We start from the raw sequence: 22410 nt of genomic DNA on the forward strand, positions 1-22410 counted from the left end.
ATATTCAATAATCAATGATCGCTATAATGATAACGACCTTGTAAAAACTCTATTCTATCTTCACTTACTAAGTAAACAATCCGATCTTTGTCGGTAAGACGGCGTGACCACACATTAGCATCTTGATATTTTAAGCGTTCTGGCTTTCCTGTCCCATCAAAAGGGATACGTCCAATTTCTTCAACTAATGATAATAGACGTAAGGCAATTTTTCGATCAGTTTTAACCCAATAAGCCATATCTTCAAGAAACTGAGAATCAAAAACCAGATCTCGTTTAATTCTAGCTTTAGCTGGAAAAGTATTGGCTAATGATTCTTGGGGTTTTTCGCTTTCAGGCTGAGGCTTTTTCTTCTTCGCCAAGTCCGAACTCCTGACGTAATTTTTCAACAGTTTGAGGTTGATTAACTCCAGCTTTTGCACGCCCTAACGCAGCTAAAAGACGGGCTGCATTTTCATGGGATTGAAACAAATAAACGGTTTCGATCAGACTTTCAAGTTCAGCCGTTGCAATCACAGAGACACTTTCTAAACCTTCTCGATAAATTGTAATCGGTTGACGATTCAGAAGCACTTGATTGTAGATTGTCTCAAAATCTTTACAGGCTTGAGCATAATCGATTTCAGTCATAGTTTAGGAAAACCTGAATCAATATTCCTATTATAAACCCCCCTAAAACCAAAAAAAGGGGGAGACGGAAAGATTAAGATCGAAGTCTCCCCCTGCTCCCCCTGCTCCCCCTGCTCCCCGTGTACGGGGCATTTCGGGTAGAATTTAGGGAGATCTAATCTCTCTGGGCAATTAACGGAGATTTTGTCAGATGAGCAACGGTTTTTGTCTTCACCAATACACTGTCAAACATGGTGCTATGAGTAACAGCTTCGGTGGATAAAGTAAATAACGGATTTGATAAAATCCCCGCTAAAGACGTTGCTACCAAAGTTAAAACCAAACCCACTTGTAGGGGACGCATTCCGGGTAAATTCCACTGAACTGCGGGATAGTTTTTCACCACATCGGACATTTCTTGGGGTTCTTTGACCACCATCATTTTCACGACTCGAATATAATAATAAATCGAGATCACACTGGTGACTAAGCCCAACAGCACTAAGCCATATAAACCCGCTTGCCAACCCGCCCAAAACAGATAAATTTTGCCAAAAAATCCAGCTAGGGGGGGAATACCACCGAGGGATAATAGACAAATACTTAAACACAGGGTTAATAGGGGATCTTTTTGATACAACCCGCTATATTCACTAATTTGATCGGTTCCGGTTCTCAGGGAGAATAGAATCACACAAATGAAGCCACCCAAGTTCATAAATAGATAAATCAACAGGTAGAATACCATGCTGGAATATCCCGCCTCGGTTCCGGCAATTAACCCAATCATCACAAATCCCGCTTGGGCGATGGAAGAATAGGCCAACATCCGTTTCATGCCCGTTTGCGCCAAGGCGACCACGTTTCCTAAGATCATACTCAGGATGGCTAAGGCAGTGAATACAAACCGCCATTCATCGGCAACGGAGGGAAAGGCGTTAATCAGTAAACGAATCGCCAGGGCAAATCCCGCGGCTTTGGAACCGACGGATAAAAATGCCACCACCGGAGTCGGTGAACCTTCATAAACATCCGGTGTCCATTGGTGAAAGGGAACCGCAGAAATTTTAAAGGAAATTCCGGCAATCACGAAAACTAAAGCGATGACCACCCCTAGGGATTCGCCATTGGAGCGAGCCAAAACCTCGGCAATTTTGGTTAAATTGGTTTGACCGCCCGAGAGTCCATATAATAGGGATAAACCATAAAGAAATACGGCGGAACTGGCGGCTCCAATTAATAAATATTTCAACGCAGCTTCATTGGAACGGGGGTCACGTTTGGTATATCCGGTTAATAAATAAGAGGAGATACTTAAGGTTTCCAAAGCCACAAAAATGGTGACTAATTCATTCGCCCCCGAGAGAAACATCGCCCCTAAAGTTGCGGTTAATAGAATGGCGATAAATTCCGCTAAGGGGGTTCCCGTCTGTTCAATGTAGCGAATCGACATTAAAATAGTGACGGCTGAACATACGGCAATAATCCCCCGAAACACAATGCTCAGATCATCGCCATTGAAACTGCCTAGGAAGGCGATGGTATTCCTACTGTCCCATTGAGTGTACAACACCCCCACGGAAATCAGTAAACCGCCGATCGCCGCGTATGGTGTCCACACAGAAGACCGACTACGCCCGACAATTAAATCACCCACCAACACCACCAAGAGGGTGACAATTACAATCCCCTCTGGCCAAATAACCCCAGCATTCAACTGGGCTGCAAGAGTCGAAAAATCCATAGTCTAACCTAAATGGATAATACCGTTTACAATCGATGGGACTTTGAGAATTCCTCTCAATTCCCAATAATTTGACCACGTTTTAACATCAGTTTAAGGATAGCAGACAGGGGCATCCGTGGCACAACAACGGGGTTAGATAGGGCAACATAAGCCGCCGGAACGTTGACTAAAGCGGGAGTTTTCGTTATAGTCTACGGGACAATCAATCACGACCGGAACATCTTGATTTAGGGCTTCTTTAAGAATAGGAACTAAATCGGTTGTTGCTTCCACCCGATATCCTTTCAATCCCATACTTTCGGCAAATTTAACAAAATCAGGATTACCAAATTTAACAAAACAGGATTCGCCAAATTGGTCGTTTTGTTTCCATTCAATTAATCCATAACCGCCATCATTAAAGACCAAAGTCACAAAGGGAGTTCCCACTCGTAAAGCAGTTTCGAGTTCCTGATTATTCATCATAAATCCGCCATCACCAGTGACCGCCACCACCTTCCGATTCGGATAAACTAATTTAGCCGCCACTGCACCCGGAATCGCAATTCCCATGGCTGCAAATCCATTAGAAATTAAACAGGTATTCGGTGTTTCACAGTGATAATGTCTCGCCATCCACATTTTATGGGCACCAACATCAGAAATCACAATATCTTCTGGGCCCATAACTTGACGCAAATCATAAATAATTTTTTGGGGTTTAATCGGAAAGCCATCGTCCTTGGCATAAAATTCGTAATTATTGCGAATATCTGGTTTTAATTTTAAAGCATAGGGTTCGGGTTTTCCGGTACGATCTGAACGCCTTAAAATCTCTTGGAGAGAGTCAGAAATATCCCCAATAATTTCAGCAATGGGAATATAACTGCTATCGACTTCGGCGGGGGTTTCACCAATATGAATAATCGGAATTTTGCCTTGGGGATTCCATTTTTTCGGGGAATATTCAATTAAATCATAGCCAATGGCGATGACTAAATCCGCTTTATCAAACCCACAACTAATATAATCCCGCAGTTGTAATCCCGTTGTCCAGAGGGCTAAGGGATGGGTATAGGGAATCATTCCTTTGCCCATAAATGTATTAACAACGGGGATATTTAGTTGGGTAGCAAATTCCGTTAAAGCGGCACTGGCATTCCCCCGAATCGCTCCATTTCCGACTAATATTAAGGGATTATTGGCTTTAGAAATAGCGATCGCCGCTTCATTCATACTCTGATAAGCCGAATAAACTTTTTCTCGCTTATCTTGTTTTAAGGGATAACCTTCGACAGCCATACTGGCAATATTTTCCGGCAGATCAATATGCACTGCTCCTGGTTTTTCAGCTTGCGCTATTTTAAACGCTTTCCTGACAATTTCTGGGGTAATACTGGGGCGAACAATTTGGGCATTCCATTTAGTAACCGGGGCAAACATTGCCACTAAATCCAAATATTGATGGGATTCAATGTGCATTCGATCAGTTCCCACTTGACCCGTAATTGCAACTAACGGAGCTCCATCTAAATTCGCATCCGCAACCCCGGTCATTAAATTAGTTGCCCCAGGGCCTAATGTTGATAAACAAACTCCCGCCCGTCCGGTTAAGCGACCATAAACATCGGCCATAAATGCGGCACCCTGCTCATGGCGAGTGGTGATAAACTTAATTGAGGAGGTTTTTAAACATTCCAGAATTTGCATATTTTCTTCTCCTGGAACCCCAAAAATATACTCGACTCCTTCATTTTCTAGGCATTTAACTAACAGTTCTGCTGTGTTCATAATTTTTTAATGTAAATGGGATTGCTATATCTGTACACCCAACCTAGAAACCCGGCTTCCTTTACCCTATTTAATCCAAACGGTTTTAATATTCACAAATTCGTGAATTCCTTGACTGCTCAATTCCCGTCCATAACCGGAACGTTTAATGCCGCCAAAGGGTAAGCGCGGATCGGATTTAACTAAACCATTAATAAACACCGCACCCGCTTCTAATTCTCGAATGCAACGCTCTTGTTCGGCCCGATTGGTTGTCCAAGCACTTGCACCCAAACCAAAGATCGTGCTATTAGCCAGGGTAATCGCTTCCTCTAAGGAATTAACCCGGAAGATTAACGCCACCGGCCCAAAGAATTCTTCACTGTAAGCGGGTGTTCCTTCAGGAATTTGGGTTAGAATTGTGGGGGGATAAAAATTTCCGGGACGTTCTAGGGGTTGACCTCCAGTTAATACCTTAGCTCCAGCTTCAACACAGCTTTGAACCTGTTGGTGCAATTCTGTCAAAATACCTGGGGTTGCTAGGGGCCCGACTTCGGTATCGGGTAACATCGGATCACCGATTTTTAAAGCCGCAAATTTTTCCGCCATACGACTTTCAAATTCCTCAGCAATTGTACTGATTAAAATAAACCGTTTAGCCGCAATACAGGATTGTCCATTGTTTAACATTCGGGCGGTAACGGCAGCTTCGACTGCTGCATTTAGATCCGCAGTTTCTAACACAATAAACGGATCACTTCCCCCTAATTCCAGGACGGTTTTTTTAATGTTTTGACCCGCCAAAGATGCTAAACTGGCGCCTGCGGGTTCACTTCCAGTTAACGCTCCCCCTTTCACCCTATCATCGGTAATAATTTGAGCCACTTTATCAGACCCCACTAATAGGGTTTGAAACACGCCTTCAGGAAATCCGGCTTTTTGGAAAATTTCCCCAATGGCTAAGGCGCATTCAGGCACGTTAGAAGCGTGTTTGAGTAAACCAACATTTCCGGCCATTAATGCGGGTGCAGCGAAGCGGAAGACTTGCCAGAAGGGAAAATTCCAGGGCATGACTGCTAAAATTGTCCCCAGAGGTTCGTAAGCAATAAAGCTATTACTGGCATCACTTTCGGCGGGGACATCGGCGAGAAATTGAGCCGCATTTTCCGCATAGAAGCGACAAACGGAGGCGCTTTTTTTGACTTCGGCGATCGCTGAGGTAATGGGTTTTCCCATTTCCAAGGTCATGATTTTGGCGTAGGTTTCGGCGTTTTCTTCTAACAGGTTAGCCGCCTTTAACATCCATTGTGATCGCTGTTCAAAGGAGACTCGCCGATAGTCTCTAAAAGCGCGATCTGCTAGAGCCAAAGCGTCTTCAATTTCGGCATCTGTTAGGGGAGTAAAAATTCTTAGCTGTTCCCCCGTGGCCGGGTTAATTGTAGCAATGCCCATAATTGATTGTTTAGTTTTAAGTTAGAATTTAGTCTTTTACTTTTTTTATCGTAACCCTTAAAAACTCCCGATTTTTACTTCTGGGATCACGGGTTAATAAATTGACACAAAACTGTACAATAGTATAAATAAATTCAAGATTCTTAATAATTATGAATTTCCTAGAAAGTATCAAAATGGCAACTACAACGCTATTAGCCAATAAAATGCGAAGTAGTTTAACCATGTTAGGAATTATTATTGGCAATGCCTCTGTGATTGCGATGATTGGAATTGGCGAAGGCGCTCAGAAATTTGTCAATAGTCAAGTTAATTCCTTGGGGCCTAATATTTTATTTGTATTGCCAGGAAGCCCCGAATCCCAACGCCGTCCAGTATTTCCACCGCAAAATTTGGTCTTGGAAGATGCAATTGCGATCGCTGAACAAGTCCCTTCTGTTCAACAGGTTGCTCCGTCTTTAAATGGCAGTGAATTAATTACCTATCGCAGTAATAATGCTTCAGCTTCTATAGTTGGAACCACACCGGAATTTTTATCGGTGCGAAATTTTGATATTGCTAAAGGTCGATTTATTACGGATTTAGACTTAAAACGGAATGAACAAGTTGTGGCGTTAGGGTCAGAATTAGCTCAACAATTATTTGGAACTGAAGATCCCATTGGTAAATCGGTTCGACTGCGGAATTTAAGTTTACAAGTTATTGGGGTAATGCAGCCTAAAGGCTCCAGTTTTGGCAGTAATGATGATATGAATGCCTTTGTTCCTTTAACCACAATGGCTAATCGAATTGTAGGAAATCGATCACCCTACGGAACTCAAGTTACGTTTATTTCTATTAGTATTGATAGTCAAGATAATATGCGGGCAGCCCAATTTCAAGTGGAAAATTTATTGAGGTTACGTCATAAAATCACCAATGAAGATGACTTTACGGTGCGAAACCAAAAAGATTTGATGAATATTTTGGGTAGTATTACCGGAGCTTTAACCCTTTTATTAGCATCAACCGCCGCGATTTCATTATTAGTGGGTGGGATCGGAATTATGAATATTATGCTGGTTTCTGTTAGTGAAAGAACCCAAGAAATCGGACTCAGAAAAGCGATCGGAGCCACCCAATCAGATATTTTAATTCAGTTTATAATTGAATCTGTGATCCTATCCGCAGCCGGGGGTTTGATTGGTACATTGGTTGGCGTGGGTGGCGTTTTAGTTGTCGGTGCTTTCACTCCTTTACAAGCCGGAGTTTCCACCGTTGCGATTGTAACAGCCGTTAGTATTTCTGGGGCAATTGGATTATTTTTTGGGGTTGTTCCTGCTAAACAAGCTGCTAAACTTGACCCAATTGTGGCTTTAAGAAGTATTTAATTGGTTGATTTTTGATTAGTTGATTTTTGATTTTAGCTTAAACTGCCAAAAGTATTATCTGGTGTTCCCTATTCCCTATTCTGTTAAAATCATGAAAACATCAATTTCTAACAAGACAGAAAATCAAGATTTTCAAACCAATCCGGTTATTATTCATTTAGAAAATGTCACTAAAGTTTATGGGATGGGTGATATTCAAGTTCAGGCTTTAAAAGGGGTAACATTAACGGTAGAACAAGGGGAATATTGTTCAATTATGGGAGCATCGGGTTCGGGAAAATCAACGGCGATGAATATTATCGGTTGTTTGGATCGTCCCTCCACAGGTGCTTATCATTTGGATGGGGTAAATGTGGCGCAAATGTCGGAAAATAATTTAGCCCGAATTCGTAATATTAAATTAGGGTTTGTGTTCCAACAATTCCATCTTTTACCCCAATTGAGTGCTTTAGAAAATGTGATTTTACCGATGATGTATGCCGGAATTCCCTCGGCTGAACGTAAAGAAAGAGCAAAGCAAGCTTTAATTCGAGTCGGGTTGGAAAATCGATTAAATAATAAACCGAATCAACTCTCTGGTGGTCAGCAACAACGGGTAGCGATCGCCCGTGCTATTGTGAATCGGCCAGTATTATTATTGGCAGATGAACCTACCGGAGCATTGGATTCTCACACAACTCAAGAAGTGATGGATATTTTCACGGAATTAAATGCGGGTGGAATGACCGTTGTCATGGTGACTCATGAAGCCGATGTTGCCCGCCAAACTCGTCGAATTGTTTGGTTTAAAGACGGTGAAGTTATTCATTCCCATCTCAGCCCAAATGATTTACACAGTGCTATTTTTTAATTCCATATTAGTTGTTGGGCTTTAGCCCATCTTCTCAAGGTTTAAAACCTCACAACAGGAGACTTTTTTGAGATTAGACCCTATTAAGAATGGGCTGAAGCCCAACAATTAAGAGGGCTAAAGCCCAACAACGGCCCAACAACGGGGACTTTTTTTAGCTTTGTTTATGCTACCTTCTTGTTTTTATTTAACAAAAGGAATCCTAAACCTATTCCTGTTAGGGCAAGTATTGTACTAGGTTCGGGAGTAGACTTAAATTCTTGTTGAATAGTTGCATAAGCAGCATCCGCTATTAATTTATGACCCTTGGTTGTCGGGTGTAAATCATCCCAGAATAAATATTCATCGGGATTACTACAAAGAAATATTGCAACTGATGTTTTTGAAAAACACTGTTCAGTAACATTTGTAAGCCCATATTGATCAGGTTTGTTGATCACATCTTCAAACACATTGTTAACATCAAACAGGGCAATATTAGAATTAAACAATGATTGATTTAAGTTGGTAATTTCTTGATTGAGTAAAGTGTTATGCTCTTGAACTGTTTTTTGTAAATCCCCCGATGGAACTAATGCACCACTACTTCCTAAAGGAGTTTGACTTAAATCCGGTAAGTTGCTAATTAAGAAATTTCTGGCACCGATATTATATAAGTTGTTGATAGCCCAGGATAAATTATTAACAACTCCCTGAGTATCTTTACTACTTGCATAGGTATAATCATTGCCCCCCGCCCAAAGCACATACAAAGAGTTGGGATCGGCTGTTTTACCTTGTTGTAATAAAGGTTGAATAAATGCACCTACTTGAGTCTGTACACCAGGTAGTCCAGCAAGTTTAGGGTCAAAGAGATAAGCAATATTTTCTTTCCCCGAAGTTGCCCCTCCAAAAGCATAATTAACACCTTTAGCCGAGGGTATGCCATTCGTGTCCATGTAGGGAATAGGATTGAGTCCTAAATCATTGGCTAAATAGTCTGTCCAAACGGGGCCATTAGAAAAGCGTCCTTGGTAATAGGGGGCTGGAGGAAATAAACCACCAGATGCTTTAAAAGCATTCCCAGGATCACTCAGACTATCTCCGAAAATGTTAATACTGGTAAACTTGGCGGCTTGTGCAGCATTTATCCCCGTAATTGTAAATGCAATGGTGCCAACGGAAACGGCTAGTAAACGACCCGTAGTATAAATATTGATCATAGCGTACACCTTGATAGCTGAAATTGACTTTGTTTGAGTCCAATTTAGCATTTTAGTCTGTGGGTTGTCCGTAGAATTACGGGGATATTGTAAAGTTTGGGGAGAATTATTGTAAAACTTCAGTAAATATACAGAGAGTAAATGTACAAGGAGTAAATATACAGGGAGTAAATATACAGGGAGTAAATATACAGGGAGTAAATATACAGGGAGTAAATATACAGGGAGTAAATATACAGGGAGTAAATATACAGGGAGTAAATATACAGGGAGTAAATATACAGGGAGTAAATATACAGGGAGTAAATATACAGGGAGTAAATATACAGGGAGTAAATATACAGGGAGTAAATATACAGGGAGTGGGCGAGGAGACCTCGCCCCTACAGTCCTAGGGTGATGATCTTAATTTTTTCGGGTATAGCGATGTTTTACTCCCAGGGGAAAATATTCGGGGTCTCCGGTTAATTTGAGGGTGATTTGAGGGGTTTGATATTCGGGGGGAACATAATTAGCAAATTCACTATTTAGGCGCTTTAATTGGGTTAAAATAGAAGTGGCGATCGCTTGTTTTTTATCCTCGGTTTCTTCAATCCCCGGCGCTAATTCTACCACCACCGATAACCACCGATTTTGATCAGAATCCTCGAGAATAGACATAACAAATTTACCCGTCACCCAATCTTTAATTAAGGGTTGTTCTAAACCTACGGTAATATTTTCAGGATAAATATTAGCTCCAAAATAGGAAATAATAAATTGCGATCGCCCAAACACAAAAACAAACGGTAATTGATAAATTCCCCGATCGCCTATTTTTTGTAATTCTAAAATCGGATCAAAATCCCATTGTTTCAAAAAGTCTAACATTTCCTCAAATTCAATAATTCCTCCTTGATCAGCAATATGATATCGAATTAGAGGAATCCCATTATCACCGGAAAATAATAGAGTTCCGGTTATAGAATCATCTGTTTTTTGGACTTCAAAAAATCGACTTTTAGGATCATATTGAACTAAAGTAGGAAGTCGAGATTCCCCAAATAATTGTTTAGCAATATCTGGATGTTCAGCTAAAAACCGCCGGATACAAATACTTAAAGGCGTTTCATTCCCTAAAACCCCCGCATCTGCCGTACCATAAAGACTAGCTGAATCATAATAGGGTTGAGTTGATCCCACCCTTTCCCCGACTAAACTCCGCCATTCCTCGCTAAAAACTTCTCCTGCAAATACTAATTTAACTTGATATTTTGCCCATTCTATGCCTTCAATAATTCCCGTATCAATGACATCTTTAATAAACGGAGGATAACCTAATAAAACCACCTGATCAAACTGTTCTCCCAATTCCCGAATCACCCGAAAAATTTCCGGTTTTTGATTGCCCGGAGTAATCACCGTAATCGGATAACCTTTGGTGGCTAAATGACGACAACAGGCCGTTGTATAAATGCCTCCAACCCAAGTTCCTAAAGTAAAACAAATTACCGCTAAAGTTCGACGTTGATCCGCTTGAAAGCTATCATAAAAAATCTGTTCAAAGCGAGTGGCAATTTGCAATTCATCACTAATAAAACGGGGCCAAAATGTCGGATTTCCGGTGGAACCAGAAGAAACCGCAATCAAATCACAGGTTTCTAATTGACCGTGACGACATAATTGGGATAGGGAATATTGGCGGAGATAATTTTCTTTTGTAATTAAGGGCAAGGTTTGGAAATCTTCCAGGGTTTGAATCTCATTAACAGACCGATGATGGGCGGCTAAAAAATGTTGATAGGCGGGAACTTTTGTGACAACATCTTGGAATAATTGTAAAACAGAAGTCACTCCTCTATCTTTAGAGGGTTGAATTAAATCTGATAGGGGTGTAGATAAAAAGCCGTTTAAGGCGGAAATTGCCCGTTGGCGTTGTTCGTCTCGGAGTTGACCCATGCTACAGTCCTCATAAATTGCTACTCTAAATTGAGACAGATCGGAACCGTTCAGCATTCATTTTTTCACCCTAACACCGCATGAGTCAATTAATTTATCCGGGTCTTGTTTTGAGAAATCATTACGCCATTGTCCGTGAGTTAGGACATGGGGGTTTTGGACGAACTTATTTAGCCAAAGACCAACATCGGTTTGATGAACTTTGTGTTTTAAAAGAATTTTCTCCCCAGGTACAAGGCAGTTTTGCTTTGAAAAAATCCCAAGAATTATTTGAACGGGAAGCGGAGATTCTCTATAAATTAAAACATCCCCAAATTCCTAAATTTCGAGAGTTATTTCGAGAAACAATTGATAATAAAGGGTATTTATTTTTTGTCCAGGATTATGTTGAGGGGTTGAACTATCGCAGTTTACTCAATCAACACACTTTTACAGAAGCCGAAGTGCTGGAATTATTATTCCAAATTTTACCCGTATTAGACTATATTCACAGTTACGGGGTAATTCATCGAGATATTTCTCCTGACAATATGATTCAACGTCAATCCGATGGTTTACCCATGTTAATTGATTTCGGCGGCGTTAAATTAATTCAAGCCAAAGTAGAATCGGAATTGGCAGCCCAGGGGGGGCAAAATCCCTCACCGACAAGGTTAGGAAAAGTGGGGTATGCCCCCGATGAACAAATGCGTTTGGGTATGGTTTATCCTAATAGTGATTTGTATGCTTTAGCAGCAACTATGTTAGTGTTATTAACTCGAAAAGAACCGCAACACTTAATTGATCCCCAAACCTTAACTTGGAATTGGAGAAAATACATCCAATTAAATCCTAAATTTGGGGAAATATTAGATAAAATGTTAGCCTATCGTCACAGCGATCGCTTTTCATCGGTTCAGGATGTTTTAGTCGCTCTTTCCGCCATAAATCCACCCCCAAAAACCTCTATAAACCCTACTCAAACCATCCTCAATCAGAGCTTATCTCCCCAACCTTTTTCTCCTCAAACCGGAAAGTCTTCTCCTATCAAAACGCCTTTACTGGTATTTGTTTTTATCTTAACTTTAGGGGTTTTTGGATGGTTAGGAGGACGTTATGGGTTAAATCATTATGCAAATTATGACTTAAATCAACTCTCAAAAACCGAGGAAAAACGACAAGAAGCATTACGAGAACAACGGCGTTTATTAGATATTGATTTCAACTTTTTTGTGGATTTAGTTAACGAAGAATTTTATACTCGCTATCCCGAACAACGGGGAAGAACCTTAACAGATAAACCCTCCGATGCAATTTGGCGAGAAAAATGGGATAAAATTGCAGATAAATTTTTGCAACGTTTAGCCAAACTCAGTGATCAATCTCGAATAAAATTAGGAACCTATAATAATGATTTAGATCACTTAAAAGCACAAGTGAATCAGTTAAATTTAAGCAGTCAATCCTTATATGATTTGGCGGATGCTAAATTTTTTGATTTATTTCCCGAACAATCGAGAAATGCTGATTTATTAGGATTACCAATAGGACAAGTTTGGCAAGCTGTTTCCGATGATCTGGTTAAAAATTTAGAAGCGGGAACGGCTTGGGAACGGGTAGAGTTTGCTTCTACAAAAACTCGAAAAACCTTAAAAGATCGGTTAAAACCCGGAGAGGGAAAAATCTATATTGCTCGCTTTAATAAAAATCAAGATTTACAGGTGCATCTCAAATCCCCAAAATCCTCAACTTTACTTTCCATTTATACACAAAAAGCTCAATTTTTACTAGAAGATTCTGCTAAAAACCGTTGGTCAGGTCGTTTACCCGATTCTGGTGATTATCAAGTGGTTGTGGTGTCTGAATCTTCTCGACCGTTTGACTATGAGTTAACCCTAGAAACTCGTTAAGGAGTTTATCATTGTTGATAAGAGTATTCAAACGAACTGAAAATTTATCGGCTATCTGTGATAATTGAATATTTCTAAATTGTCGAGGTTCAGGTTCTCATCCATGCCAGACTCTCAAGGATATTAAATTTTATGGAAAAAATAAAAGTTGGGATTTTATATTCATTAAGCGGAACCATGGCGATGAGCGCGACGCCATTGTTAGAAGCAACCTTGATGGCGATCGCAGAAATTAATTCCCAAGGCGGGATTTTAGGGTATGAAATTGAACCCGTAATTGAAGATGGAGCCTCCAATATTTCCATCTTTGAAGACAAAGCTAGAAAATTACTAGCTATTGATCAAGTGGCTACGGTATTTGGCTGCTGGACATCGACGGCTCGTAAGGCAGTTAAACCGATATTTGAACAGTTTAATATTTTACTGTGGTATCCGGTTCAGTATGAAGGGTTAGAATCTTCTCCTAATATTTTTTATACGGGTTCCTGTTTAAATCAACAAATTCAACCGGTGATTAGTTGGTCACTCAAAAATTTAGGAAAACGATTTTATTTATTAGGTTCAGATTATGTATTTCCCCGCACGGCTCACAAATTAGTTAAATCCCTCCTGAAACATGAAGGTGGAACCGTTGTCGGAGAACAATATTTTCCCTGTGGAGATAAAAACTTTACTGATATTGTTGATCAAATTAAACAGATCAAGCCGGATGTGGTTTTTAATACGTTAAATGGAGATAGCAATTTTTACTTTTATAATGCCTATTATGATGCTGGAATTAAACCCTCGGATCTGCCGATTATGGCGATGAGTATTTCTGAGTCAGAAGTTCAAAGTATCGGTAAAGCCAGTGTAGGCCACTATGCCTGCTGGAGTTATTTTCAAAGTTTAAATACTCCCCATAATCATGAATTTGTGAATAACTTTAAAGCCTTATATGGTCAAGAAAGAGTCACTTCTGACCCCATTGAAGCTGCTTATTTTCAAGTTTATCTATGGAAAAAATCCGTAGAAACTGCAAAAAGTTTTAAAACTAATGCAGTCAGAAAAGCTGCATATTGTCAAACCTTTTATGCTCCAGGGGGGTTAGTTAAAATTGAACCGAATCATCATTTATGGAAACACTGTTATGTTGGTCGTGTTAACGAAATTAAACAGTTTGAAATTATTTGGAAAAGTCCTAATTTAATTAAACCTTTACCCTGGTTAGGAGTAGAGGAATTAAAAAATTTCCCTCAAGCCGATTTAGTCATTGATATGTTAGCAGAGGTATCCCAAGGGATTCAACACAGTTGTTTATTAGAGCAAAATAGCCTTAGTTTAGAACTGACGATGCGAAAATTACAACAGGAAATTGAAGAACGCCAACGGATTGAAATTGCCTTACAAGAGGTCAATAAAGAACTAAAATATATGGCAATTACCGATAGTTTAACCAAACTCTCGAATCGATATTGGTTTAATGAATGTCTCAAATCCTTATGGCATCAAAATCTACAGACTAAAACCCCCTTAGCATTAATTTTATGTGATATTGATTATTTTAAAAATTATAATGATACATACGGTCATCAAATGGGCGATTACTGTTTACAACAAGTCGCTCAAGCAATTAAGAAATCCGTTAGAAATAGTTGTGATATTGTCGCTCGTTATGGGGGTGAAGAATTTGCCGTAATTTTACCCCGCACTACCTTATTTGATGCCTCACAAGTGGCTACTCGGATTAATCTGGAAGTGCAACAACTTGAGATTCCCCATTTAAACTCTTTAGTTAATGATTATGTCACCGTCAGTTTAGGAGTTGCCAGTCAGATTCCCCTATTAAAATCTTCCCCTGAATTATTGATTTCCGAATCCGATAAAGCCCTTTATCAAGCTAAACATAACGGTAAAAATCAATGGTGTTTACACTATGTTTAAGATTAAGGGAATAGGGAATAGGCAATAGGCAATAGGCAATAGGGAACAGAGGTAATATTTCTGGTTGTTTCAAATCAGTATTGAAATGTTACAACCTCCGTATCGCCCGTCGCAAATTGCTATATTCCCTATTTTATTTAGGCAGAGCGTCTTTCTAGCTGTAAACGTTGTTCCGATTGAATTGAATGAATCCAAAGCGGAATAAATGTTTTTAACCATTTTTCTCCTTGAACTCCATACAAACGGTGTCTTCTTAATTGTTCTATAATAGATTGGCTTCCGGGTAAAGTTAATTGTTCCATGTCGCGTTCAATCCAGCGTTGCATTAATGCCCCAGTTATTTCAGGATGAAACTGAAGACCATAGGCGGTTTTTTCATAGCAAAATGCTTGGTTTTTAAAGGTTTTACCCGTTGCTAATAATACGGCTCCCGAGGGTAATTCAAAGCCTTCTCGATGCCAGTGGTAAACATATTCCAAATCATTAAAATAATCCTGTCCTTCTATCGTTGGAGTAATGGGAAAATAGCCAATCTCTTGAATATCTTGGGGATGAACAGATACTTTTGCCCCTAAAACTTTGGCTAAAAGTTGCGCCCCTAAACAAATCCCTAAATAGGGTTTTTTCGACTCCAAAACTAGGGGAATCCAGTTTAATTCTGTGCGAATATGAGGTAAAATATTCTCATCATTCGCGCTCATTTGCCCCCCAAAAACAATCACCGCATCATGTTTGTCTAAATGGCAAGGTAAACTATCCCCGTGACTGGGAAGGCGAATATCGAGTTGATAACCATAGGATGTTAGAATTTGTCCCACCCGTCCCGTCTCAGAAGTGGGTTGGTGAATAATAACGAGAATATGTTTCATGCGTCTGATGATTCCAATAAACTATTCAAACAAACCAGAAGTTAGTCTATTATTAAACAATAAAACACTATGGGTATTTTAGTATGGTTTTCCGAGATAATTGTTGTATTTTTTAATACATTTTAGTAAAAAAATACTAATTAATTCCTAGGAAAAGTGTTATAATATTGATTAACTCTTTAAACTGACACCACTCCGACGTTGATCTCCAGCCCCGGATAACTGTCCATCTGCCGTTCTAACTAAAGTATGAACCCCGCCAAAAAACATATTTTTTTCCGGCCATAATCTGACTACATCCTGTTCAGATAAATCAAGAGTATTAATAATTTCAGGATCAAAACCTGGTTCTATATCCAAGCGGTGATTTTCCCAATGAAACCGAGGATGATTAACCGCATCTTCCACAGAAAACCGAAAATCAATTAAATTTAATAGGACTTGTAAAATAGCCGTTCTAATCCGATTTGAACCCCCCGAACCCATGACCACTTCCGGTTTCCCCTGATTTAATACTAAAGTTGGAGACATCATCGAGGAGATTCTAACATTTTCCGGCCAGAGATGAAATCCCAGGGGGTTTAGGTCTTCTTCTCCTAACATATTATTAACCATAATTCCCGTTCCCGGAATCATATATCCCGAACCTTCTCCATTAGAAGTTGTCACACTTGCGGCATTTCCTTCTTGATCTAAAACACTAATATGGGTGGTACTTCCCCATTTATTCACCGCATGAATTAACGGTTGTTGATAACTAGAGGCAGAAGATAAAAAAGTATCTGTAATATTATCTTGATATAAATTACCATCTAACCGATCTGTTCTAGCGATATTAGTTAACTGCATCACGGTTTTTAAAAGCTGTAAATATTGGTGACTACCAAACTCAATTCCACTCAAATCCACAGCCGATAACAACTCTAAAGCAAAAGCAATTAAAGTTCCGCCCGCACTCGGTGGTGGATTAGTTAATATCGTTTTTCCTCGATAGTTAATTGTTAAAGGTTCCCGTTCAATAACCCTATAATTCTGGAGATCTTCTAAGGTTAAATGTCCGCCACTATTTTGACAATCTCTGACCAAATTTTGAGCAATTTCGCCTTGATAAAATTCTGCCCTTCCTCCCGAGATTAAACCCTCTAAAGTCTGGGCAAAGTTATTCATAATTAAGCGATCGCCCGTTTTTAAAATATCACCTTCAGGCGCGTAAATTTCCCGTCCTTCCGCCGTTGTTAATAAAATCGGTTGTAACAAATTAGAGAAAGTATAAGCCTGAAAAGAATTAACTTCTACCCCCTGTTTTGCTAAAGCGATCGCCGGTTCCGCCACCAGAGAAAACGGCAAACGTCCCAGGGTTTCATGCACCCGAATTACCCCGGCCCAAACCCCAGGAACCGCCATCGAACCCAAACCAATATGAAATTCCTGAATAATCCGACCAAAATTAACCCCAACTGGATAAAAATTCAACTCCGATATCGGGCATTTATATCGGGGAGTTTGAGTAAAAAAATCAAATAAAATATTCTGATTAGTATGGGTATGAGCTAATAAAAATCCCCCACCTGCGAGGGAAGTTAAACCCGGTTCGGTAACACAAGCCGCCAAAATACAAGCCACCGCCGCATCAAAAGCATTGCCACCCGCCTCAAACATTCTCAACCCGGCTTCAACGGTTTTGGGATGTCCTGCGGCAATTACCCCGTTTGTTTTCTTCATACTTTCTTAAATTTTCCAGGTCAACATTTCAGGATACAATGGATTTTCCATCTAAAAAGTTTCACTTCCTGCGATTACGCCTTTTGAATATCAAGTTTTTCTCTGCGTACAAGTTAAACCCTCAGTTGTTTGAAGTCAAACTTGTGACTGGACATGGAATTCTTAGCTAAAGCATTTTTAAGTTTTGGATGAGGAACTTCTTACCGATAAAATAATTCAAGATAACTAAGCACTTTCACCTGCTCCTGTGGCATCAAAACCTTTGAATATGATGGATTCTTTGCGTACCTTACGATTCAGGCCTCAACACCCCCTTACCCGTGCTCTGCTACTGGGACTATTTTCTTCGGGCGCGGTTTTGTTGGGAGTTGTCCCAGATGTTTCAGTATCAAACGCTTCTGGCTTTAATACCGTTGTTCTGGCCCAACAGTCCCCAGAATTTAGTGAGGCGGAAATTCGGAATTATGCTCGTGCTGTCCTAGGAATTGAACCCAGACGCCAGACCGCATACAACGAAATTCAAGCAATATTCGGGGCGGGAAAATCTGTCCCCGATGTGGTTTGCAGTGAAACCCGAACCATTAATGGCCTGGATAAAGGTGTTCGAGATATTGCGGTCAATTACTGCACCCAAGCAAAATCTATCATTGAAACCAACGAGTTAACTATTACTCGTTTCAATGAAATTACCCAACGTCAACAGGCTGACCCCGCGTTACAAAAACGCATTCAAGGGGAACTCCAGCGCCTACAAAACTAATCTAAGATTTTCTCAAATTTAACTCTATATATGATGAACCTGCTATGAAAACTACATTACTATTTCGTCAAATTCTATCGAAATCCTTAACCGTTGCGATTCTATCCGGTTGTGGTAGTTTTATTGGATGGAGTCAAACGCCATCCCAAGCTTTTCCGTCCTTAAGTTGGGGTTCGCCCGCCCAGGCTCAAGATAGTTTTAACTATAGTGAAGAAACGATTAGAAATTATGCCCGGGCAGCTTTAGCCTTAGAATCCCGACGTCATGAAGTAGCCAATGAAATTAAAAAAATTGTTGGAGATGTGCCCCGAATTATTTGTGATCAACCCACCAGTTTTAATGCCTTACCGGGGAACGCACCTCAATTAGCAGTAAGTTATTGTGACCAAGCAAAACGCATGATTGAATCGAAGGGATTAACGATTGCTCAGTTCAATGATATCACCCGTCATCAACAAAATGATCCCCGTTTTAGACAACGAATTCAAGCCGAGATTTTAAAATTATTACAATCAGGTGGAAACTAACCGTTGTTGCGCTTCAGCGCATTAAGAGGGGGCTAAAGCGCAACAACGAAACCTTTTATTCTGTTGTTGCGCTTGAGCGCATCAAGAAGGGCTAAAGCCCAACAACGATTTTTTTAAGATTAATTATAGATACCTACATAAATTAAAATATAGGATATCTATAATAATTTCAAGGATTAAATTAATGACGGAATCATTTATTAAGTTAGAACAGGATAACGATATTGTAATGTTGGGTAAGGATACATTTACTGTATCGAGGTTGAAAGAGTTGATAACTGAGAATATGAGACATAGACTTTTCTATGAACCTGATAGTAAATCAGCTTTAACTCATAGGTTATGCCAAGATTTAACAATAACAGATAAATCAATAAAACTGAAATTAAATGAAATTAGATTAGTATTTCCGCCTAACGGAACAGAATGTCAGTTACTCCAATTAAAGTCTGGACAGTGGATTTCAGGTAAAATCAGATTTCAAGCCGATGCAGATCATATATATAGTCAGGGAGGTTATAGTGATAGACTGATTATAGAAGCAGAATTTGCTCCTGATGAAATAATATCTAACGAAGAAGAACAGAACAACATTAATTATGATAACAGTTTAGATAAAATTAGAGCAGAATTAAACGAAATGAAAGCTATTTAATAATCGGGTTTGGATCTTCTGACACTATTTAAAGTTAAGGTTGGGTTTGGAGACCAAACCCCTACGGTAAATATTAAACGTTTTCAAGATTATAGACAGGTTTTGGGCTAGGATACCCCCACCGTATAAACTCTTGAGTATCTCAATAAAATTCAGTCGCGGACAAACAAAAACCCCTCAAATCCTTTAAAATCAGGTAAAATTTATTCAGTGTGCCGAAGGGGATCAGATCATGAATATTGAATTCAACGATGAAGCAGATATAGATGTTTTTGGGTTGATGAAACATAACTTGATGTTTGACAAACTCCCCCTAGAAGTGCAACAGTGGGCAGAAAGTTTACCTTGGAATCAACGCCGTTATGTTCTCTCTCTGTGCTATATTCTGTGTGCATCTTCCCCGGAAAAACAAGCGGAATTTTTAGATGAATATACCGCCGATGGTTTAATTGCTAAGATGCTAGAAGATATTGATACCCTGCAAAGAGTCAAACAATATCTTAGTGGTTTTCAAATAAAAGCCCCCTTAAATGAATCGGTTTTGCGGGAGTATATTAGACAATTCTATATTCATTCCGCCCAGGATGCTCGATGCCAACCCAGTCAATATTTAGAGTCCGCTTTAAAATTAGCATTAAGCCCAAAAGACAAAGATAATGTTTTTAATTATATCATCGGATTTGAAATGATTAAACTCCTATTTCAAATGAGTTGGGTACAACATGAACGACTCTCCCGCCTACAAACTAATCAAGATTATTTTATTAAAAATTATCTCAAACCGATTCAACACGCCCATAAAGTGAATGGAATTATTGTTCCTAAAGATGAGCGGGTATTTTTCGCAAAACGAGATTTTTATGTACAGAAACCCGAAATAAAATTGAGGAAATTAATTGAGTTAGTGATGGCAACCTTTACCACTGGACAAGTGATTGCTTGTGGATTCTCCCTCACTCGTCATAGTCGAGCCTTCGATTTTGATTATGACTATATTTTTAACTCTAATGAACCCGATAGCATTTTTCCTTGGGGTTCAGAATCCATGATAGGATAGAGAATAGGAATTATTTTCTAATAACCTAGATCCAATTATTAGCAAACAGTTGATCAACTCTTTTCTAATAACTCTTACCCTGATAACTTGTAGGGGCGGGTTTTGTGATATTTTTGTTAATCACCTAAATCTTGATGAACCCGCCCCTACTACTGATTACTGATAACTGTAATATGCTTTTATCCAAAGGTTTTGAAGTAGAAATGTATACCGGAACTCCCCAAGGTGACGTGGTGGGACTGTCCGATAAAATTGTAGCCGATTTAGAGGGATTCGTCCGCGAACCCGATAGTCGCAATGTCGAGTACACAACCGCCCCCCTGTGTAATTATGAGCGGTTATTGTGTGCCTTAGTTCGACCCCGGCGGGAACTCCGAAAATATTTACAACAGTTGGGCGACTATACCATCATCCCCGGAAGTACCCTACCCCTGGGCGGCACGGAGAAATTTTATCGCTCCGATCCGCAAAATCCCTATCATGATTATATTGAACAAACCTATGGTACGGATGTAGTCACCGCTAGTATTCATATTAATGTGGGTATCGCTGACCCCGAACAGTTAATGCGGGCCATTCGTTTGGTGCGGGTGGAAGCGCCTTTATATTTAGCGATGAGTGCTTCCTCTCCGTTTTTGGGCGGTAAAGTTACCGGGTATCATTCCACCCGTTGGCATTTATTCCCCAAAACCCCGGCTTTTGTCCCCTTATTTGAAAGCCATCGCCATTTTATTGACTGGACAGAAACCCAACTGCAACAAAAAACCATGCAGAATGTTCGTCACCTGTGGTCATCGGTACGACCCAATGGCGATCGCCGTCCCTATAATTTAAACCGTTTAGAACTGAGAATCTGTGATTTGATGGTCAACCCCATCGCCCTGTTAGCCATCACAGCGTTATTAGAAGCTCGGATCTGGCAAATATTGGAAAACCCCGATCTTGATCCGTTGCAACGGAGTCAACTCCCGGAAAATAGCCGGGCCCAGGATTTAGTCGAAATTTCAGATCAAAATGAAATTCTAGCCGCTCACCAGAGTTTGGACGCCCAACTGCGGCATTGGAAAGACGGCAGCACGATTTCCGCTAGAGATTGGATTGAGCAACTCTATGAAGAAGTTTGGCCCATTGCCAAAAAACACGGGTTTAGTTGCTTTCTGTCTCCGGTGAAAAAGCTCCTGCGAGAAGGGTCTACCGCCCAACAGTGGTTACGGCTATCGGAACAGGGCCACGATCCTCGCTTGATTATTCAACAGGCCATTCAGGAGATGGCAACCCAGGAAAAAGAGTTTGAAGATCAAATTTGTCAACCCCTGATAGCCTGAAAATCGGCCCATTATTAGATGAGAATATCTTATCGATAAATTTCTTTACAAAGTATAAAGAAAAACTATAGATTTATTACTCATCCACCGGGTTGATCCGACCCAAAAGCCCTTGTTTCCTGGTCTAATTACCTCATGCCCCACGTTGTCTTAGTTCAGCCACAAATCCCGCCCAATACCGGAAATATCGCCCGTACCTGTGCAGCAACCTGTACCGAATTACATTTAGTCGGGCCCTTGGGATTTGAAATTAGCGATCGCTACCTCAAACGAGCCGGATTAGATTATTGGCCCTACGTTAAACTCACCCAGCACTCCGATTTCTCCAGCTTTCAAACCCATCATCAACAACGGGGTGGCCGTTTGCTCGGGTTTAGTACCAAAGGGGCTTCTAACTATGTCCAGTTCCAGTTTCAAGATTCCGACTGGCTACTTTTTGGCAGTGAAACCACCGGACTTTCCCCCGATGTATTGGAGACTTGCACCGCAACAATATATATTCCCATGGCTGAAGCCGGAGTCAGAAGTTTGAATCTCTCCGTGAGTGTTGCCGCCAGTTTATTTGAGGCACGCCGCCAACTCGGTTATTTGGGGTAAAGTCCATCCCTCAAACCCTGATATTGTGTTAATCCCCAAAATCACCCTAATCTGATAACTTTTTTTTATAAATGACCGGATTCAATTGTCCCCCGACAGTGATAGATTTTATTCATCTAAACGGGGTGTTTTTTCCTGTTTCAAAAAAAGCCAGAACCCTTGACTGGCT

20 protein-coding genes are annotated in these 22410 nt (G+C 40.2%); 11 read left to right on the forward strand and 9 right to left on the reverse strand.

Annotated features, from left to right (window positions below; translation table 11 throughout):
- Positions 1 to 11: 11 nt before the first annotated feature.
- From AC2D3N_RS08275 to AC2D3N_RS08295, 5 genes are all read right to left on the reverse strand, one after another.
- Positions 12 to 362, reverse strand: coding sequence for a Txe/YoeB family addiction module toxin (locus AC2D3N_RS08275; protein ID WP_484693330.1), 351 nt, complete (start codon positions 360 to 362; stop codon positions 12 to 14).
- Entirely contained in the window at positions 334 to 630 is a 297-nt protein-coding gene (locus tag AC2D3N_RS08280) for a type II toxin-antitoxin system Phd/YefM family antitoxin (RefSeq protein ID WP_083616242.1), read from the reverse strand. Before AC2D3N_RS08280 ends, AC2D3N_RS08275 begins: the two co-directional genes overlap by 29 nt.
- A 154-nt stretch (positions 631 to 784) precedes the next feature.
- Positions 785 to 2353, reverse strand: coding sequence for an NAD(P)H-quinone oxidoreductase subunit N (locus AC2D3N_RS08285; RefSeq protein ID WP_079676872.1), 1569 nt, complete (start codon positions 2351 to 2353; stop codon positions 785 to 787).
- A gap of 135 nt (positions 2354 to 2488) precedes the next feature.
- Positions 2489 to 4126, reverse strand: coding sequence for an acetolactate synthase large subunit (locus AC2D3N_RS08290; RefSeq protein WP_079676871.1), 1638 nt, complete (start codon positions 4124 to 4126; stop codon positions 2489 to 2491).
- Between the two features lie 66 nt (positions 4127 to 4192).
- Positions 4193 to 5557 carry an NAD-dependent succinate-semialdehyde dehydrogenase gene (locus AC2D3N_RS08295; protein WP_484693331.1) on the reverse strand — a complete coding sequence of 455 codons (1365 nt, stop codon included), beginning with the start codon at positions 5555 to 5557 and terminating at the stop codon, positions 4193 to 4195.
- Positions 5558 to 5709: 152 nt separating this feature from the next.
- On the opposite strand from AC2D3N_RS08295, the gene AC2D3N_RS08300 reads away from it, so the two are divergent.
- Positions 5710 to 6927 carry an ABC transporter permease gene (locus AC2D3N_RS08300; protein WP_484693332.1) on the forward strand — a complete coding sequence of 406 codons (1218 nt, stop codon included), beginning with the start codon at positions 5710 to 5712 and terminating at the stop codon, positions 6925 to 6927.
- 91 nt (positions 6928 to 7018) lie between these two features.
- Entirely contained in the window at positions 7019 to 7777 is a 759-nt protein-coding gene (locus tag AC2D3N_RS08305; RefSeq protein ID WP_484693333.1) for an ABC transporter ATP-binding protein, read from the forward strand.
- Positions 7778 to 7941: 164 nt separating this feature from the next.
- On the opposite strand, the gene AC2D3N_RS08310 is transcribed toward AC2D3N_RS08305, so the two are convergent.
- Positions 7942 to 8979 carry an SGNH/GDSL hydrolase family protein gene (locus tag AC2D3N_RS08310; RefSeq protein ID WP_159451493.1) on the reverse strand — a complete coding sequence of 346 codons (1038 nt, stop codon included), beginning with the start codon at positions 8977 to 8979 and terminating at the stop codon, positions 7942 to 7944.
- A gap of 128 nt (positions 8980 to 9107) precedes the next feature.
- On the opposite strand from AC2D3N_RS08310, the gene AC2D3N_RS08315 reads away from it, so the two are divergent.
- On the forward strand, positions 9108 to 9374 hold the full coding sequence (locus AC2D3N_RS08315) for a pentapeptide repeat-containing protein (protein ID WP_484693743.1): 267 nt from the start codon (positions 9108 to 9110) through the stop codon (positions 9372 to 9374).
- A gap of 10 nt (positions 9375 to 9384) precedes the next feature.
- On the opposite strand, the gene AC2D3N_RS08320 is transcribed toward AC2D3N_RS08315, so the two are convergent.
- Positions 9385 to 10974, reverse strand: coding sequence for a phenylacetate--CoA ligase family protein (locus tag AC2D3N_RS08320; RefSeq protein ID WP_484693334.1), 1590 nt, complete (start codon positions 10972 to 10974; stop codon positions 9385 to 9387).
- A gap of 23 nt (positions 10975 to 10997) precedes the next feature.
- Here AC2D3N_RS08320 and AC2D3N_RS08325 point away from each other — a divergent pair, with 23 nt between their 5' ends.
- Both AC2D3N_RS08325 and AC2D3N_RS08330 read left to right on the forward strand, forming a co-directional pair.
- The gene (locus AC2D3N_RS08325) at positions 10998 to 12806 is read left to right on the forward strand and encodes a protein kinase domain-containing protein (protein ID WP_484693335.1); all 1809 of its coding nucleotides are present in this window, start codon (positions 10998 to 11000) and stop codon (positions 12804 to 12806) included.
- Positions 12807 to 12938: 132 nt separating this feature from the next.
- The gene (locus AC2D3N_RS08330) at positions 12939 to 14729 is read left to right on the forward strand and encodes a transporter substrate-binding protein (RefSeq protein WP_484693336.1); all 1791 of its coding nucleotides are present in this window, start codon (positions 12939 to 12941) and stop codon (positions 14727 to 14729) included.
- A 137-nt stretch (positions 14730 to 14866) separates the two neighbouring features.
- Here AC2D3N_RS08330 and AC2D3N_RS08335 read toward each other — a convergent pair whose 3' ends face one another.
- Positions 14867 to 15598 carry a glutamine amidotransferase-related protein gene (locus tag AC2D3N_RS08335; protein WP_484693337.1) on the reverse strand — a complete coding sequence of 244 codons (732 nt, stop codon included), beginning with the start codon at positions 15596 to 15598 and terminating at the stop codon, positions 14867 to 14869.
- A gap of 171 nt (positions 15599 to 15769) precedes the next feature.
- Complete coding sequence (gene ggt / locus AC2D3N_RS08340; RefSeq protein ID WP_484693338.1) at positions 15770 to 17320, reverse strand: gamma-glutamyltransferase; 1551 nt, start codon at positions 17318 to 17320, stop codon at positions 15770 to 15772.
- Positions 17321 to 17588: 268 nt separating this feature from the next.
- Between ggt and AC2D3N_RS08345 the strand changes: the two genes are divergently transcribed.
- The 6 genes from AC2D3N_RS08345 (at position 17589) to AC2D3N_RS08370 (ending at position 22241) form a co-directional block, all read left to right on the forward strand.
- Positions 17589 to 18080, forward strand: a complete 492-nt coding sequence (locus tag AC2D3N_RS08345) for a DUF4168 domain-containing protein (RefSeq protein ID WP_144017639.1) — start codon at positions 17589 to 17591, stop codon at positions 18078 to 18080.
- Between the two features lie 44 nt (positions 18081 to 18124).
- A complete protein-coding gene (locus tag AC2D3N_RS08350) occupies positions 18125 to 18607 on the forward strand; it encodes a DUF4168 domain-containing protein (RefSeq protein WP_484693339.1) in 483 nt (160 codons plus the stop codon).
- A gap of 184 nt (positions 18608 to 18791) precedes the next feature.
- Entirely contained in the window at positions 18792 to 19262 is a 471-nt protein-coding gene (locus AC2D3N_RS08355) for a KGK domain-containing protein (RefSeq protein ID WP_484693340.1), read from the forward strand.
- A 232-nt stretch (positions 19263 to 19494) separates the two neighbouring features.
- Positions 19495 to 20319: a cobyrinic acid a,c-diamide synthase gene (locus AC2D3N_RS08360; protein ID WP_079676860.1), complete on the forward strand. Its 825-nt coding sequence runs from the start codon at positions 19495 to 19497 to the stop codon at positions 20317 to 20319.
- Positions 20320 to 20492: 173 nt separating this feature from the next.
- Positions 20493 to 21644: a glutamate--cysteine ligase gene (gshA, locus tag AC2D3N_RS08365; RefSeq protein WP_484693341.1), complete on the forward strand. Its 1152-nt coding sequence runs from the start codon at positions 20493 to 20495 to the stop codon at positions 21642 to 21644.
- Between the two features lie 135 nt (positions 21645 to 21779).
- Entirely contained in the window at positions 21780 to 22241 is a 462-nt protein-coding gene (locus AC2D3N_RS08370; RefSeq protein WP_079676858.1) for a tRNA (cytidine(34)-2'-O)-methyltransferase, read from the forward strand.
- Positions 22242 to 22410: the final 169 nt, after the last annotated feature.

The organism is Planktothrix sp. PLAVEN19ND, assembly GCF_057220675.1.